At 50.9% G+C, this 15,543-nt stretch carries 12 protein-coding genes; 6 read left to right on the forward strand and 6 right to left on the reverse strand.

The features are described 5' to 3' along the window. Positions 1-131 precede the first annotated feature (131 nt). Positions 132-986 carry a reactive chlorine-specific transcriptional regulator RclR gene (gene rclR, locus SK39_RS05070; protein WP_044699470.1) on the forward strand — a complete coding sequence of 285 codons (855 nt, stop codon included), beginning with the start codon at positions 132-134 and terminating at the stop codon, positions 984-986. 51 nt (positions 987-1,037) lie between these two features. Here the strand turns inward: rclR and SK39_RS05075 are convergent, their stop codons facing one another. From SK39_RS05075 to SK39_RS05090, 4 genes are all read right to left on the reverse strand, one after another. Continuing rightward, a complete protein-coding gene (locus SK39_RS05075) occupies positions 1,038-4,181 on the reverse strand; it encodes a CusA/CzcA family heavy metal efflux RND transporter (RefSeq protein WP_048216718.1) in 3,144 nt (1,047 codons plus the stop codon). An 11-nt stretch (positions 4,182-4,192) separates the two neighbouring features. Then, on the reverse strand, positions 4,193-5,485 hold the full coding sequence (locus tag SK39_RS05080) for an efflux RND transporter periplasmic adaptor subunit (RefSeq protein WP_048216719.1): 1,293 nt from the start codon (positions 5,483-5,485) through the stop codon (positions 4,193-4,195). A gap of 76 nt (positions 5,486-5,561) precedes the next feature. Beyond that, positions 5,562-5,909 carry a cation efflux system protein CusF gene (gene cusF / locus SK39_RS05085; protein ID WP_016149747.1) on the reverse strand — a complete coding sequence of 116 codons (348 nt, stop codon included), beginning with the start codon at positions 5,907-5,909 and terminating at the stop codon, positions 5,562-5,564. Between the two features lie 32 nt (positions 5,910-5,941). Then, positions 5,942-7,324: an efflux transporter outer membrane subunit gene (locus SK39_RS05090; protein ID WP_048216720.1), complete on the reverse strand. Its 1,383-nt coding sequence runs from the start codon at positions 7,322-7,324 to the stop codon at positions 5,942-5,944. Positions 7,325-7,519: 195 nt separating this feature from the next. On the opposite strand from SK39_RS05090, the gene cusR reads away from it, so the two are divergent. From cusR to SK39_RS05115, 5 genes are all read left to right on the forward strand, one after another. Then, entirely contained in the window at positions 7,520-8,203 is a 684-nt protein-coding gene (cusR, locus tag SK39_RS05095; RefSeq protein WP_003021940.1) for a copper response regulator transcription factor CusR, read from the forward strand. Continuing rightward, positions 8,193-9,644, forward strand: a complete 1,452-nt coding sequence (locus tag SK39_RS05100) for a Cu(+)/Ag(+) sensor histidine kinase (RefSeq protein ID WP_048216721.1) — start codon at positions 8,193-8,195, stop codon at positions 9,642-9,644. Before cusR ends, SK39_RS05100 begins: the two co-directional genes overlap by 11 nt. Positions 9,645-9,769: 125 nt before the next feature. Then, positions 9,770-10,096, forward strand: coding sequence for a hypothetical protein (locus SK39_RS05105; RefSeq protein WP_048216722.1), 327 nt, complete (start codon positions 9,770-9,772; stop codon positions 10,094-10,096). A 372-nt stretch (positions 10,097-10,468) separates the two neighbouring features. Next, a complete protein-coding gene (locus SK39_RS05110) occupies positions 10,469-10,975 on the forward strand; it encodes a hypothetical protein (protein ID WP_048216723.1) in 507 nt (168 codons plus the stop codon). Positions 10,976-11,058: 83 nt separating this feature from the next. Then, the gene (locus SK39_RS05115; protein WP_048216724.1) at positions 11,059-11,862 is read left to right on the forward strand and encodes an MBL fold metallo-hydrolase; all 804 of its coding nucleotides are present in this window, start codon (positions 11,059-11,061) and stop codon (positions 11,860-11,862) included. Between the two features lie 72 nt (positions 11,863-11,934). Here the strand turns inward: SK39_RS05115 and SK39_RS05120 are convergent, their stop codons facing one another. Next, positions 11,935-14,379, reverse strand: a complete 2,445-nt coding sequence (locus tag SK39_RS05120; RefSeq protein WP_003021928.1) for a trimethylamine-N-oxide reductase 2 — start codon at positions 14,377-14,379, stop codon at positions 11,935-11,937. Between the two features lie 20 nt (positions 14,380-14,399). Beyond that, positions 14,400-15,473 (reverse strand): NapC/NirT family cytochrome c, encoded by a 1,074-nt coding sequence (locus SK39_RS05125; protein WP_200080450.1) that lies wholly within the window; start codon positions 15,471-15,473, stop codon positions 14,400-14,402. Positions 15,474-15,543 lie beyond the last annotated feature (70 nt).

The following is a 15,543-nucleotide window of genomic DNA, read 5'->3' on the forward strand; positions in this document are numbered from 1 at the left end:
AAAACCGCTCTTTCCCTTCCACTCAACTTATTGAGAAATTAAACTAATACCATAAAATTATTAATAAAATTATGTGTAATAGCATTGTTTTCATCTCAATTAGCATTAGCAAAAACTGCCCAGGAGTCTTCATGGACGCACTTAGCCGATTACTTATGCTTAACGACCCGCAGGGCTCGATTGATCAAAACTGCCTGTTGAGCAGGGACTGGCAACTACCGCATGCGGCGGGTGAACTGTCCGTTATTCGCTGGCATACGGTAACCCAGGGATTCGCTCAACTGGATATGCCTGACGGAACATCTTCCACATTACGCCCTGGAACAATAGTCATTCTGCCGCAAAACTCCGCGCATCGTCTGTGCCAGACAGGGGAAGAACAAACGCATATTGTCTGCGGGAGCCTGCGATTACAGGCATCTTCACGCTATTTTTTAACCGCGCTTCCGGAAGTATTATTACTGGCGCCTGAGGAGAACAGCCCCGTCAGCCATTGGCTGAAGGCCATGATTACGCTAATGCAGGAGGAATACATCAACGACCTGCCTGGCTCCAGCATCGTTTGCAGCCAGCAATGCGCTACGCTGTTCGCGTTAACCGTTCGCGAGTGGCTCGCCCAGTCGACACCCGCTAAAAATGTGCTGAATTTACTGCTGCACCCCAGGCTTGGAGCCGTTGTATTCATGATGCTGGAGTCACCGGCTTTTGCCTGGACCGTCGAAGAACTGGCAAAACGTGCACATATGTCGCGGGCCAGCTTCGCACAGCTATTCCGTGAAGTATCAAACTCCACGCCGCTGGCGGTGTTAACCGCGCTGCGCCTGCAGTTCGCCGCCCAGATGCTATCGCGCGGTACACAGCCGTTAATCGTTATTGCCGAGTCGGTGGGTTACGCCAGCGAATCGTCGTTTCATAAAGTCTTTTTACGGGAATTTGGCTGCACGCCAGGCGAGTACCGCAAACGCGTGAAAGCGTTGGCGGCATAACGCAACGCCTGCTTCGGCAGTAAAACCGAGGCAGACGAGCGCTTCAGGGCATTACTTTTGGTGGCGATGCCTATGCAGCCACATCAGCTTATAAGCGGCCGGAATAATGAACAGTGAGAGCAATGGTGCGGTGATCATGCCGCCAATCATCGGCGCGGCTATGCGGCTCATGACTTCTGAGCCAGCTCCCGTCCCCCACAAGATAGGTAACAGACCCGCAATAATCACCGCCACGGTCATCGCTTTCGGGCGCACGCGCAGCACAGCACCGTGATATAACGCTTCATCCAGCTTATCCACCGCAAAGGTTTGCGGATTTTCCAGCGCGGGGTCGGCTTCAATAGCGTGGCGCAAGTACATCAGCATCACCACGCCAAACTCCGCAGCAACACCTGCCAGGGCGATAAATCCGGTTCCGGTTGCAACCGACATATGGAACCCCATCCAGTAAAGGAACCAGATGCCGCCCACCAGCGCAAAAGGCACACTGGTGATAATCAGCAGCGCTTCACCAAAGCGACGGAAGGCCAGATAAAGCAGAACGAAGATTATCATCAGCGTCATCGGCACCATCAGTTTGAGCTTATGACTGGCGCGCTCAAGCAGCTCGAACTGCCCGGAAAACGCCACGCTGGTCCCCGGTTTTAACTGTACGTTTTCAGCGATCGCTTTTTTCAGATCGTTCACCACTGAGACCATGTCACGATCGCGGGCGTCGATGTAAATCCAGCTGGTTGGTCGCGCATCTTCGGTTTTCAGCATCGAAGGGCCCGAAACCACCGTCACATCTGCAACATCCGCCAGCGTGATTTGCTGTTTCATGGGCGTCAGAATGGGCAGATTACGCAGCGCTTCCGGGCTATCACGATAGCTCTGCGCATAGCGAAGGTTAATCGGATAACGTGCAATCCCTTCCACAGTTTCGCCGACCATTGCGCCTCCGACCGCTGAGGTGACAAACAGTTGCACCGCGCCGACGGTCATTCCGTACCGGGCCGCTTTCTCCCGATTAATATCCACATTGATATAGCGCCCCCCGACCAGGCGCTCAGCCAGTGCCGAAGAGACGCCCGGCACGGTTCTGGCCACCTCTTCAATTTGCTCCGCCGTGGCGTCGATATCTGCCAGAACGTTACCTGACACCTTAATGCCAATTGGGCTTTTGATCCCCGTAGAGAGCATGTCGATACGGTTACGAATCGGCGGAACCCACAGATTCGCCAGTCCCGGCAAGCGTACGGTTTTATCCAGCTCGGCAATGATTTTGTCCATCGTCATCCCCGGACGCCACTGGTCCTGCGGCTTCAGTTGGATCGTCGTTTCAACCATTTCCAGCGGTGCGGAGTCTGTTGCGGTTTCTGCCTTACCGGTTTTACCAAACACGCGCGCCACTTCCGGAACGGTCATGATCAGCTTGTCGGTTTTTTGCAGCATGTCCGCTGCCTGCGCCGCTGAGATCCCCGGCAATGTCGAAGGCATATACAGCAGGTCACCTTCGTTAATCTGCGGCAGGAATTCGCCACCGACTTTATTCAGCGGGTAGATAACCGTCAGTATTGAAAGCACCGCCACCAGAATGGTGGTCTTGGGCCAGTGCAATACCTTCAGCAATAGCGGATGGTAAATACGGATCAGGAAACGGTTAAGCGGGTTGCTGCTTTCTGCAGGTATTTTTCCGCGGATCCAGAATCCCATCAGGATCGGAATAACCACGATGGCCAGAAACGCCGCACCTGCCATGGCATACGTTTTGGTGAACGCCAGCGGCCCGAACAGTCGCCCCTCTTGCCCCTCAAGCGTGAAAATAGGGATAAACGACAATGTGATAATCAGCAGGCTGATGAACAATGCCGGGCCGACTTCTACCGAGGCGTCAGTAATGACCTTCCAGCGCGTTGCGTTATCCGGCTTTTCATGCGGATGCTGATGCCCCCACTCTTCCAGCCGCTTATGGGCGTTTTCAATCATCACGATGGCGGCGTCGACCATCGCCCCGACGGCAATGGCAATGCCCCCCAGCGACATGATATTGGCGTTCAGCCCCTGGAAATGCATCACGATGAACGCGATACACAGCCCCAGCGGCAGGGAAATAATCGCCACCAGCGCAGAACGCAGATGCCACAGGAACAATGCACACACCAGCGCAACAACGATAAACTCTTCCAGCAGCTTGTAGCTCAGGTTATCAATGGCGCGGTCAATGAGCTGACTGCGATCGTATGTTGTAACTATTTCTACGCCTTCCGGCAGGCTACTTTTCAGCGTATCGAGCTTGGCTTTAACCGCGGAGATCACCTCACGCGCATTTTTACCGGACCGCAGAATAACCACCCCGCCCGCCACTTCGCCTTCGCCATTCAGTTCGGCGATCCCACGGCGCATTTCCGGCCCAATCTGTACGCGCGCCACATCGCGCAGGTAAACAGGTACACCGTCGGCCCCTGTTTTCAGGACGATGTTATTGAAATCATCGAGCGTTTGCAGATATCCACTGGCGCGGACCATATATTCCGCTTCAGCCATCTCAACAGATGAGCCGCCCGCTTCCTGATTCGACGTATCCAGCGCCGATTTCACGTCCGCCAGACTGATGCCATATTGCGTCAGCTTCATCGGATCGATAACGACCTGATACTGTTTAACCACGCCGCCTACCGAGGCGACTTCCGCCACATTGGGAATCGTTTTTAACTCATACTTTAAAAACCAGTCCTGAAGAGAACGTAATTCCGCCAGATCGTGTTTCCCGCTGCGATCCACCAGCGCGTACTCAAATATCCAGCCGACACCCGTAGCGTCCGGTCCCATTTCCGCGCTAACGCCAGCCGGTAATTTTCCCTGAACCTGGTTGAGGTACTCCAGTACGCGCGAGCGCGCCCAGTAAGGATCGGTACCATCTTCGAAAATGACGTACACGTAGGAATCGCCAAACTGCGAGAAACCACGCACAGTTTTCGCGCCCGGTACCGACAGCATGGTGGTGGTCAGCGGGTAGGTCACCTGATTTTCAACAATTTGCGGCGCCTGACCCGGATAGCTGGTTTTGACGATCACCTGAACATCAGAGAGATCGGGCAGCGCATCAACCGGGGTATTGATGATGGTCCAGGTTCCCCAAATACTGAGAAACAGCGCCCCCATCATCACCAGAAAACGGTTTGCCACCGAGCGGCGGATAATCCATTCAATCATTTATCATATCCTCAGTGTGAATGGGTCGCCTGGGCTGGCATGGAGGCTGCGTCTTGCGTCTTACTGTTCTGGGCGCGCATACGGTCCAGTGCGCCAGAGATATTCGCTTCGGAATCAATCAGGAACAGACCGCTGGAAACCACTTTTTCACCTTCGGTCAGGCCGGAGCGGATAGCCGTCAGTCCTTGAGATTCATGGAATACCGCAACCTGTTTCGGCACAAATCGACCTTCGTTATCAACGGTGATTACCTGCTGCTCGGTACCCGTATCAATTAGCGCTTTAGACGGGATCAGCAGCATTGGCTCGCTTTGTGTTTTCAGTTGCAGGTAAGCATTCATCCCGGGCTTGAGCGCCTCGTCAGGATTATCGACCTGTAAACGGAGCTGGAGCGTACGCGTGGTAGCATCAACGCTGGGTAAGATACTCCACTTGCTGATGGTGAAAGGCTTATCCGGCCAGGCGGGCACGGTGATGGTAAATTGCGAGGCGTCTTTAATCAGCCAGGCGATAGATTCCGGGACCGACGCGCTGACCCATACCGGGTCCATACCCTGAATTTTCGCGACCACATTGTCTTTGGAAATGTTCATACCAGTACGTAAATCGAATGCGGTGATCACCCCATCAATAGGCGCTTTCAGGGTAAAGCGGGTCTGAATTTTACGCGTCGATTTTAAACGCTGAATATCCGCTTCAGGCATTCCAGCCAGACGTAATCTCTCCAGAATTCCTTCCACCTGCGTCGCGCTGCCGCCAGTTTCTCGCAGCAATAAATATTCGCTCTGCGCCTCAACCCAATCGGGGATAGTCAGGTCGATCAGCGGCGCGCCTTGCTTAATTTTGTCCCCCACGGTCAGTGGGTAAACCTTCTCGATAAAGCCCGCTGAGCGTGCCTGGACAATAACAAACTGGTATTCGTTATAACTAACGTTGGCCGGGAAAGTTTGCGCGTAGTGCAGTGGTCCACGACGCACTGGCTCTGTTTTCAGCCCCAGGTTCTGGGTTTGTGTAGGATCGATGCGCACGCCTGGTGATGACGCGTTCGCGGTCTCTTCATCGGCATATTTCGGGATCAGATCCATATCCATAAATGGCGATTTACCCGGTTTATCAAAACGCGTGTTTGGGTACATGGGGTCGTACCAGAACAACACTTTTCTGGCTTCTTTTGGCGAAGCCTGACCGGTTTCAGCCGTTGCTTTTGCGGATGAATAATAAGTATAAATACCGACAGAAATAACCCCACCGGCAATCATGCCAGCGAGAATAAGCGCGGTATTTTTAATATTTAAAGACGCCATAGTGATTTCCATTGCGCGATAGTCTCACCCGCGTTCGCAAAAACCCGGGCAAGAATAAAAGAGACCAACGAGAACGTTATTTACTAATGTGAATATCGCGTAACACAGAGAGATTTCCCTGCTGAACAAACGTAAACGCGACCTTATCGCCTGGCTTAATATCATCAGCCTTCGTATCGGCAACCAGTGTAAAACGCATAGTCATGGCTGGCCAGTTCACCGCAGGAATAGGATCATGCTTGATCGTAATCTTTTTACTTTCCATATCAACAGCTTCAATCACCCCGGTGGCGCTAATGAGTTGTTCCTGTTGAGCCGCTGGCTGCATATTCATCATCTCACCATGCTGATGCTCATTGGCCTGAGCGTTAAACATGATCATAGAGAAAAGACTAAACAGCACAGCTTTGGCGGTAGTATTCATAATTGATGCTCCTGAAAGGTTAATATTAAGGATTACTCCACCCAACCGCCGCCTAAGGCAGCAAACAGCTTAATTTCATTAACCTGTTGGGCGTAATTAAGATCGAGCAGCGATTGCCGCGTAGCGAATAAAGAACGTTCTGCGTCTAATACTTCGATATAGCTAACTGCACCATTCTGATAAAGCGCTCTGGCGCGTTGTAGTGTGATTTGCAATGAATCCAGATAACGCTGCTGCCCGCTAATTTGATCGGCAATGCTTTGGCGCAACACCAGTGCATCCGCCACTTCTTTAAACGCGTTCTGAATTTTTTGTTCGTAATTCACTACCGACTGTTGCTGGCGAATTTCTGCCAGGTCGAGATTGGACTGATTACGTCCAGCGTTGAATATTGGAATATCTATTTTGGGGACAAAATTCCACATGCCGCTGGCGGCATTAAATAAACTGGAAAGATCGCTGCTGCTACTGGACACGGAACTGGTCAACGTTATAGACGGAAAAAATGCCGCCCGCGCAGCACCGATATTGGCATTTGCCGCCAATAATCCATGCTCAGCTTCCATAATATCCGGGCGCTGCAACAGTATTTGCGACGAGAGCGATGGCGGCAGCGTTACCGGTTTAATATCCCCACGGCTGCGCGCGTGGTCATCAGGTAATTTCCCGTATGTACCCAGCAACAGCTGCAGCGCGTTATTGGCCTGCGCCAGATCACCTTTACGCTTGGCAATTTCGCTACGCGTACTTTCGATCACACCGCGCGCTTGTTCCAACGCCAGTACGTTGGTGCTACCGGTTACCAGTTGCTTCTCTACAAAAGCGTAAGAGCGCTGGTAGTTTTGCAGCGTTTCTTCAGCAACTTGCAACTGCGCGTAAGCCAGACGCTGATTAAAATAACTTTGCGACACGTTGGAGATTAATGAGATGTGTACCGCCCGACGCGCTTCTTCGCTGGCAAAGAAATTCTGTCGCTCAGCTTCACTCATATTTTTTAGCCGCCCAAAGAAATCCAGGTCGAAACTAAGATTGAGTCCAGCTTCGAATTCACGATCGGTGCTGCTATCACCTTTTAATTTACCGCTGTAAGTACCACTGGAGCCTGCCGTGAGTTGCGGGTAGCGGTCGGCGTCCGTGACGCCATATTGCGCTCTCGCTTCCTGAACTTTTAGCACAGCCATACGTAAATCGCGGTTATTAACCAATGCCTCGCCAATCAGCGCCTTTACCTGGGAGTCAACGAAGAAGCTCCGCCAGCCCGTGTCCTGATATTCACCAGGAGCCGCTACCAGGGCATTCTGTTTTAAAGAAAATTGCTGCGGCACCGGCAAAGCCGGGCGCTGATAGTCCGGCGCCAATGAACAACCGGCGAGCACGAATATAGCGCTGAGGGTAAGAAGCTTAAATTTGCTCATAGTTCTTCTCGTCCTGACCGGACTGATGTCCCTAAAATGTGTAGGAATTTATAGTGCAGTACTTTAACCAAGTGACTCTGTTTAACCGGTGACAGGAAAATGACAAAACTGTCATTTTCCCAATAACCGATTGCTATCCGATCCCGCTTCCCTAGAATTGAAAGTCCGCACAACCCGTGCGTGAAGGAGAATGCGATGAAGGTTTTGATAGTCGAAGATGAGAAAAAAACCGGTGAATACCTGACGAAAGGCCTGACGGAAGCGGGTTTTGTCGTGGATTTAGCGGATAACGGCCTGAACGGGTATCACCTGGCGATGACCGGCGATTACGACCTGCTCATACTCGACATCATGCTGCCGGATGTAAACGGCTGGGATATCGTGCGGATGCTGCGTTCCGCCAACAAAGGAATGCCCATTCTTCTCCTCACCGCACTGGGTACCATTGAACATCGGGTTAAAGGTCTGGAATTGGGTGCTGATGATTACCTGGTTAAACCGTTTGCCTTCGCCGAACTGCTGGCACGGGTCAGAACGCTGTTGCGTCGAGGCGCGGCGGTGATTGTCGAAAGCCAGTTTCAGGTCGCGGATTTAATGGTCGATCTGGTCAGCAGAAAAGTTACCCGCAGCGGTACGCGCATCACTCTGACCAGCAAAGAGTTTACGCTGCTTGAGTTTTTCCTGCGCCATCAGGGGGAAGTTTTACCCCGCTCGCTGATCGCCTCCCAGGTCTGGGATATGAATTTTGACAGCGATACTAATGCCATCGATGTCGCCGTTAAGCGTCTGCGCGCCAAAATTGATAACGATTATGAGCCGAAACTGATTCAGACCGTGCGCGGCGTGGGATATATGCTTGAGGTTCCTGATGGCCAGTAAACGATGGCGGCGCCCTTTTTCACTGGCGACACGACTAACCTTTTTTATCAGTCTGGCGACAATTGCGTCATTTTTCGCCTTTGCATGGATAATGATCCACTCCGTGAAAGTCCACTTCGCCGAGCAGGACATCAATGATTTACAAGAGATTAGCACCACGCTGGAGCGGATTATTAACCAACCTAACGAGCCAGAATCACGCCGACTGGAAACGCTAAAAAATGTGGTGGCGGGTTACTCGAACGTCATTATTTCTCTGGTAGATAGCAACCAGAAGGCCATTTTTCATTCGCCCAATGCGCCGGATCTTCGGCAATTTATCGCCAGCGCAAGGCCGGATAAAAATGCTCATGCCAGCGACGTTTTTATTATCTCAGGTCCTACACTGCAAACCTCCAGACATATCCACGGACAGAAAACATCGTCTAACTGGCGAATGATTCGTCTGCCAGTAGGAAAGCTTGCCGATGGAAAACCAGCATATACGCTGTATCTGGCGTTATCGATCGATTTTCACCTGCACTATATTAACGATCTGAAAAACAAGTTAATTATGACGGCTTCGCTGATTAGCATCATGATTGTTTTTATCGTGCTGTTCGCCGTATACAAAGGCCATGAACCGATCCGTAATGTTAGTCGTCGCATCCAAAATATCACCTCGAAAGATCTCGATGTCCGTCTCGATCCGCAGGCTGTGCCTATTGAACTGGAACAACTGGTTAGTTCGTTTAATCACATGCTCGAACGCATCGAGGACGTATTTAAACGTCAGTCGAACTTCTCGGCGGATATTGCCCATGAGATCCGCACGCCAATAACTAACCTCGTCACCCAAACGGAAATTGCGCTCAGCCAGACCCGCAGCCAAAAAGAACTGGAAGATGTGCTGTATTCCAATCTCGAAGAGTTTGGCCGTATGTCGAAAATGGTGAGTGATATGCTGTTTCTGGCGCAGGCAGATAACAATCAGCTGATCCCAGAAAAAAAAGCGCTCAATCTGGCTGATGAGGTCGGTAAAGTGTTCGACTTTTTCGAAGCCTGGGCAGAGGAGCGTGAGGTTGGTTTACGGTTTGAAGGACGCGCATGCTGGGTTTCAGGCGACCCATTAATGTTACGCCGGGCAATGAGTAACCTGCTGTCAAATGCCATGCGCTATACGCCAAAAGGTGAGTCGGTAACCGTGCGGGTGAAAGAGGCGGATGGTCTGGTCCAGATAGTCGTTGAGAAGCCCGGCCCCCCCATTCCCCCGCAACATCTTCCGCGACTCTTTGACCGCTTTTATCGCGTGGACCCTTCACGGCAGCGTAAAGGCGAAGGCAGCGGTATTGGTCTGGCGATTGTGAAATCGATTGTGATTGCCCATCACGGAAAAGTCTCAGTAACTTCCGATCCTTATGTCACTCGCTTTATTCTGACGCTTCCCAAGCACGCGATGTAATTTATGGTGATGACGCTTATACCTGTCATCACCTATTCTCTGACACAACCGTCATAATCCTGTCACGCCACTGACAGTCCCCATTAATTATACTTTCTTCCGTAAACCCAAACAGGAGAAATATGATGAATAAGATGTCCTCTTTTTTAGCTATCGCGTTTTTTATTTCAGTTGGCGTTAATGCGGCAGAAACACCTAAAATGCATCAACAGGCCGCAATGGCTCATGAAATGATGAATAACAGTGATGCCTCTGCACATCAACAAATGGCGCAGGCACATGCCTCGCAGGCAAATAATTCATCGTCAACACCAACCAATGCGCAATCATTTTCACAAATGAATGAACATGAAAAAGCAATGGTTGTTCACCAATCAGTAAATAACGGCCATTCATTTGCTCATGAGATACAGGCCGAGCAGCACCGCGCACAGATCTCCACTCAAGGGTAAAGACGAGCTGTATTGACGACAATATCCATAAATACGCTAAGTTTGAATATTGTGGACTACTCTCCCCGTGCAGGCCTGTTTATATACAAGCCTGCATCCTTGTTCATCGTTAATGTCAACATTAATAATTCATTAAATCTTCCATTAAAAAGTAAAAACCTTTTAACTCTTTATTCAGATTGTATAAAAATCGTAAATCAACTACTTATTATGTTGCGTATCACAACATTTATCACCTCACCCTAATTATAAATTAGGATTACCCCTGGTATGCGTCGTTAATATTTAATGGGAGACTGCCATCGTCGTAAAAATGACAGCCAAAAAGTTCGTGTTCCTATAAATAAACTTAATGATGATAGTGAGTGAAAAATGAATAAACGTCTGCTGACCCTCCTGGTCCTTGGCCTGACAACGGCCACAACGGCATGTGCAATTACCCCGGCAATGCAGAAAAAGTATGAACGTTCAGGTTGTACGCAAATGAGCGAACTCAATGGTTGTGATGTGAACAAATCCTATCAATGGAACCACGATCATGGCTTTATCGAGAACGATAACAGCCAGCAAAATCGTCATCATCGCCATGGTGAAGAGCAGCAAAATACCACAGGCCGGGATAACTACGATAATGCGGGTATTGATGGCAAATTCAGCGGAAATTACGTGGCCAAATTTGCCAATGGTCAACGCAGCGTTGATATTCACGTCGAAGGTTCCGGCGTTTACGTCAATGGTAAGGAAGTACGTGACGTAAATACCTATAAGGATACGATGACCTTCCGCGTCGGTTATGCCACTTACACCATTAAAACAAATGGTCGCGGTAGCTGGAATGACAGCGATGCAGGAAACGCTGGCAAAATTGTGCGTGAATAACAGATACCGCTAAAGAGCGCTGCGATCACAACACTCTCAAAAGCCATGCATTACAGTATGCCGTTTTAATACTGGAGTCAGACATGGCTTTGACCCTCACGGTGCTGCTTGAAAACCGACGTGCTGCTGGCGCTGGAAAAACATTACTGGCAAAGCCTGGATTAAGTCTGTTAGTTCAGGATGAAACGACCACAATATTGTTTGATACCGGGCCGGATGGCAGCTTCATGCATAACGCTGCACAAATGGGCGTGGACCTGACGCACTTAACCGCCGTGGTGCTGTCGCACGGCCATTACGATCACTGCGGCGGCGTGCCGTGGCTTGCGGATAACAGCCGTATCATTTGCCATCCCCAAATAGCCTGTGAACGATACGCCTCAGTTACGGTTGCGGGAACACCACGAAAAATTAAAAAACTCTCGCGTGATAACAACTACTCTCGATTCATCATGGAATACACTCGCGAGCCGCTGGCTATCAGCGATCGCTTTTTGTGGTCCGGGGAAATTAGCGTCCCCACGCCACAGTCCTATGGTGTGATTAGCGAAAAAACACTCCAACCAGATTACATCAGTGACGAAGGCGTGTTGATCTATAAATCTGAACGCGGGTTAGTCATCATTACTGGTTGCGGGCATCGGGGAATAGAGAACATCGTACGCCATTGCCAGATAATCACAGGGGTTAACCAAATTTATGCCCTGGTCGGTGGGTTTCATTTACGTGCAGCCTCCCCCGCTAAGCTATGGCGGACCCGACAATTTATTAAGCAACAACAACCCGAAAAACTGCTCGGCTGTCATTGCACTGGTTCATGGGGTCGATTGTGGCTACCGGGAACTGATGCACCGGCAACGGGAGATGTGATTGAACTGGCTGAGTAACAACAGTAAAACGTTGCCCAAACAGTAATAAAAAACGGGAGCCTTACGGCCCCCGTTTATCAGCCATCATCATTACATGGTGACAATTGCTGGCTCATCAAAGACTGTGAGTTTTGGCGCTTCACCGGTGAATTTTTCTGCATATACCAGGCTGGTATTCCCCGCACAGCCATTCGCCAGCCGTGAGGTTGGGATATCCGCCGTCAGCACGTTCGCGCCGCCATTTTTACAGATACCGTTTTCAATATCCGGCCATGCGCCTTCATGGATACAGATGATTCCCGGTTTGATACCGTCGCTGACGTGCGCCCCCACCAGAACCTGTCCGCGAGCATTCCATACACGAACCAGATCGCCCTCGACAATCCCTCTGGCTTTCGCGTCATCTGGATGAATCGTCACCGGTTCACGATTGGCAATCGCGTATTCTTTACGCAGCGACGCGTAGTTCAGCTGACTATGCAGACGATGTGCCGGGTGCGCCGTCAGTAGCTGCAGCTGATCTTTATCCGCAGTTCCTTTCCATTCATCCGGTTCAATCCAGGACGCATGCGGCGGACAGTCTTTATACTGATAGCCTTCAATCGTTTTCGAGTAGATTTCTATCTTGCCGCTCGGCGTTCCCAGCGCATTCATCACCGGATCGCTGCGGAAATCCGCGTAGCGCACATATTTGTTATTCTTTTCATTCTCACGCATTTCGATCAGTTTATTCTGCTGCCAGAACGCGTTGAACTGAGGCATGGCGACACGCTGGGCGCGGGCGGCTTTTTGCGCGACGTCATAGAACTGCTTCAGCCACGCCATTTCGTCTTTGCCTTCGGTGTAGACCGCCTTACCACCCGGCTTGAGCATCTCAGCCAGATCGGCAAATACGTCAAAATCACTACGCGCCTCAAACTGCGGCGCGATGACCTGCTTCATAGGCACCAGATGCTGGTTACTGTAATCACCGGTCATGGTCAGATCATTACGCTCAAACGAGGTGGTGATTGGCAGAACGATATCGGCGTGTTTGGCCGCTGCGGTCCAGTAACACTCAGAGATGACAACCAGTTCAGGCTTCTGCCAGGCTTTGATTAAGCGGTTGGTATCCTGATGATGGGTAAAGTTAGCGCCACCCGCCCACCAGATCATTTTGATATCCGGGAAGGTTTGCTCTTTACCGTTATGCTGATATTTGCCGCCTGGGTTTTCCAGCGCCTCGACAATTCGCGCTACCGGCAGGCTGGTCACCGCATCGGAAACCGCCCAGTCGTTGCCCGCAGATGATCCCCCCTCAATTTTGGCGGAAATTGCTGGCAATACCCCACCGGTGCGTGTTGGGTTACCGCCGTTAGAATAGTGATAAGAGAACCCGAAACCACCGCCTTCGGTACCAATTTGCCCCAGCATCGCCGCCAGAGTCACCAGCATCCAGTGTTTTTGCTCACCGTATTGCTGACGCTGAATCCCCCAGCCTGCCATGAGCATGGTTTTGTTGCTGGAGAAAATTTCCGCCAGTTTTTCCAGTTGCTCAGCAGGCACGCCACACACGCCAGATGCCCACTCGGCGGTTTTCTCAATTTTGTCGCTCTTGCCGAGCAGGTACTCTTCAAACTGCGGATATCCAGTGGTGTATTTTTCCAGGAAGGCTTTGTCGTGAAGATTTTTCTTCACCAGCGTGTGGGCGATCCCTAACATCATCGCCACATCGGTCCCCATATGTGGCGCAATCCAGGTCGCATTATCACCAAAGAACTCGATGGTTTCAGAACGCATCGGATCAATGGCGATGACGCTTTTCCCTGATTTTTTCAGCAGATTAAAGTATTCAATCCCCTGTTCATCCGTGCTGCTCCAGGCAATTTTGAGGGTATTGAGCGGGTTCATCCCCCACAGCACCACGACCTGACTGTGCTCTAGCACCATCGGCCAGGTGGTTTGCTGCTCATAGACTTCAACCGATCCCACAACGTAAGGCATGATCACCTGCGCGGCCCCGGTTGAATAATCTCCGGTATGACCGGCGTAGCCACCGGCCATGCTCATATAGCGTTGCAGTAGGGTTTGCGCCTTATGCAGAACGCCGCTGGAGCGCCAGCCATAGGAACCGGCAAATATTGAGGACGGGCCATAGCTGCTACGGATCCGGCTATGCTGCTCGTGAATGAGCTTCAGCGCTTGTTCCCAACTCACACGCACGAAAGGATCGTTACCACGTTTACCATCCGCTTTACCCGGGTTTTCCAGATAGCTTTTGCGCACCATCGGATACTTAACGCGGATATTGGTATGAACCTGATCCGGCGCGGTTTGCTGTAATGAGTTCGGCACCGTTTTCGGCAACGCACCTTTTGAGGAAACCACTTTGCCGTCTTTTACTTCCACGTATACCGCACCCCAACGTGCTGCCGTCAGGATTGCCCCGCCATTCTGGCCTTCGGCCCAGGCCGGCATTGGGATCACCGAAGAAATCGCCATTGTCCCGGTTGCCGCGCCAGCCGTCTTGATAAAGTCACGTCTTGTGAGTTTCATGATTTCTCCTGATTTATCGCTTATTTGTTCATGTCTTTCGCGTTGTACTGGAAGTAACGGCTCAGGATATCCAGTTCGTTTTCACTGATATTGGTACGAGCACCCATCCCTTTTGCCACAGAAGGCCAGGCGTTGAGCGTGAAATGATTCGCCGGAATTGGCGCATGACAACCCGCGCAGTACACATTGTCGAGTTTGCGTGCGTAATCCCACATGGGTTCGCGGCTGGCGAGAGCGGAACCGCTCCATTCGCCCTGCAGCACGACATCTCGCCACGCATTGCCGTAGTCATCTTTTTTCCAGTCGGAGAGGATCTTCAGCGACTGCTGACCTTTTTCACTCAGGCTGGCAAGAATCAAACGCTGCCCTGCTGCGTAGTAAATAACCTGTTCACTTCCTTGCATCTGGCTACCGCGAATCTCGACCAGTCGTGCGTTGTCCGTTGTTTTCAGAACCTGCATTTTTGTTGCCGGGTAAACGGTTCCCAGATCGCCAAGCGCGGTATTGCTTACGGCATAAAGCTCAGTTGCCGAGGCTGGAGTAGAGGCTGACTGCGCTTCAAGCCCTTTAAGCGCACTGTCATCCATTTTTATTTCAGGTGGGAAATGGGCGACGCCTTTATGGCAATCAATACAGGTTTGCTTTTCCGCGATGCCCATTTTGTGCATCTTCTGGGCATCCGCGCTTTGTGCAGCAAGATCCATGGCGTCCATACTGTGGCAGCTACGGCAGGTCGCAGAATCACTCGCCTTGAGCTGTGCCCAGACGGTTTGCGCCATCTCCAGACGATGTTCTTCAAATTTTTCCGGGGTATCGATTTTTTTGGTTATGAACTGGTGATAAACATCTTTTGAGGCCCGCAGCTTAGCCACCAGATAATCCAGCCCGCCCTCCGGGATATGACAGTCCGCGCACTCTGCGCGAATGCCTTTCTGATTCTGGAAGTGAACCGAGCCGGTATATTCCTCGTAAGGTGCCTGCATCGTATGGCACGACAAACAAAATTCCGTGCTCGAGGTTTTGTGCAATGTCCATTGCCCTGCCAAAACAATAACTGCACCAAGAACAATGCACAGCAGCATCGTCCATATGATAGTTTTATTTTAGAGGTAGACAATAAATATACTAAAGCAGCTACTTATTGATATTCATCAAGCGAAGAGA

Origin of the sequence: Citrobacter sp. BIDMC107, from assembly GCF_001037575.1 — a bacterium.
Classification (GTDB): domain Bacteria; phylum Pseudomonadota; class Gammaproteobacteria; order Enterobacterales; family Enterobacteriaceae; genus Citrobacter; species Citrobacter freundii.

What these genes read in the sequence shown, in the direction of transcription:
- cusF (WP_016149747.1), bottom strand. Translation starts at nt 5,909, where the DNA reads ATGAATACTACCGCCAAAGCTGTGCTGTTTAGTCTTTTCTCTATGATC.
- SK39_RS05120 (WP_003021928.1), bottom strand. Translation starts at nt 14,379, where the DNA reads ATGAAACTCACAAGACGTGACTTTATCAAGACGGCTGGCGCGGCAACC.
- SK39_RS05075 (WP_048216718.1), bottom strand. Translation starts at nt 4,181, where the DNA reads ATGATTGAATGGATTATCCGCCGCTCGGTGGCAAACCGTTTTCTGGTG.
- SK39_RS05080 (WP_048216719.1), bottom strand. Translation starts at nt 5,485, where the DNA reads ATGGCGTCTTTAAATATTAAAAATACCGCGCTTATTCTCGCTGGCATG.
- rclR (WP_044699470.1), top strand. Translation starts at nt 132, where the DNA reads ATGGACGCACTTAGCCGATTACTTATGCTTAACGACCCGCAGGGCTCG.
- SK39_RS05105 (WP_048216722.1), top strand. Translation starts at nt 9,770, where the DNA reads ATGAATAAGATGTCCTCTTTTTTAGCTATCGCGTTTTTTATTTCAGTT.
- SK39_RS05110 (WP_048216723.1), top strand. Translation starts at nt 10,469, where the DNA reads ATGAATAAACGTCTGCTGACCCTCCTGGTCCTTGGCCTGACAACGGCC.
- SK39_RS05100 (WP_048216721.1), top strand. Translation starts at nt 8,193, where the DNA reads ATGGCCAGTAAACGATGGCGGCGCCCTTTTTCACTGGCGACACGACTA.
- SK39_RS05090 (WP_048216720.1), bottom strand. Translation starts at nt 7,324, where the DNA reads ATGAGCAAATTTAAGCTTCTTACCCTCAGCGCTATATTCGTGCTCGCC.
- cusR (WP_003021940.1), top strand. Translation starts at nt 7,520, where the DNA reads ATGAAGGTTTTGATAGTCGAAGATGAGAAAAAAACCGGTGAATACCTG.
- SK39_RS05115 (WP_048216724.1), top strand. Translation starts at nt 11,059, where the DNA reads ATGGCTTTGACCCTCACGGTGCTGCTTGAAAACCGACGTGCTGCTGGC.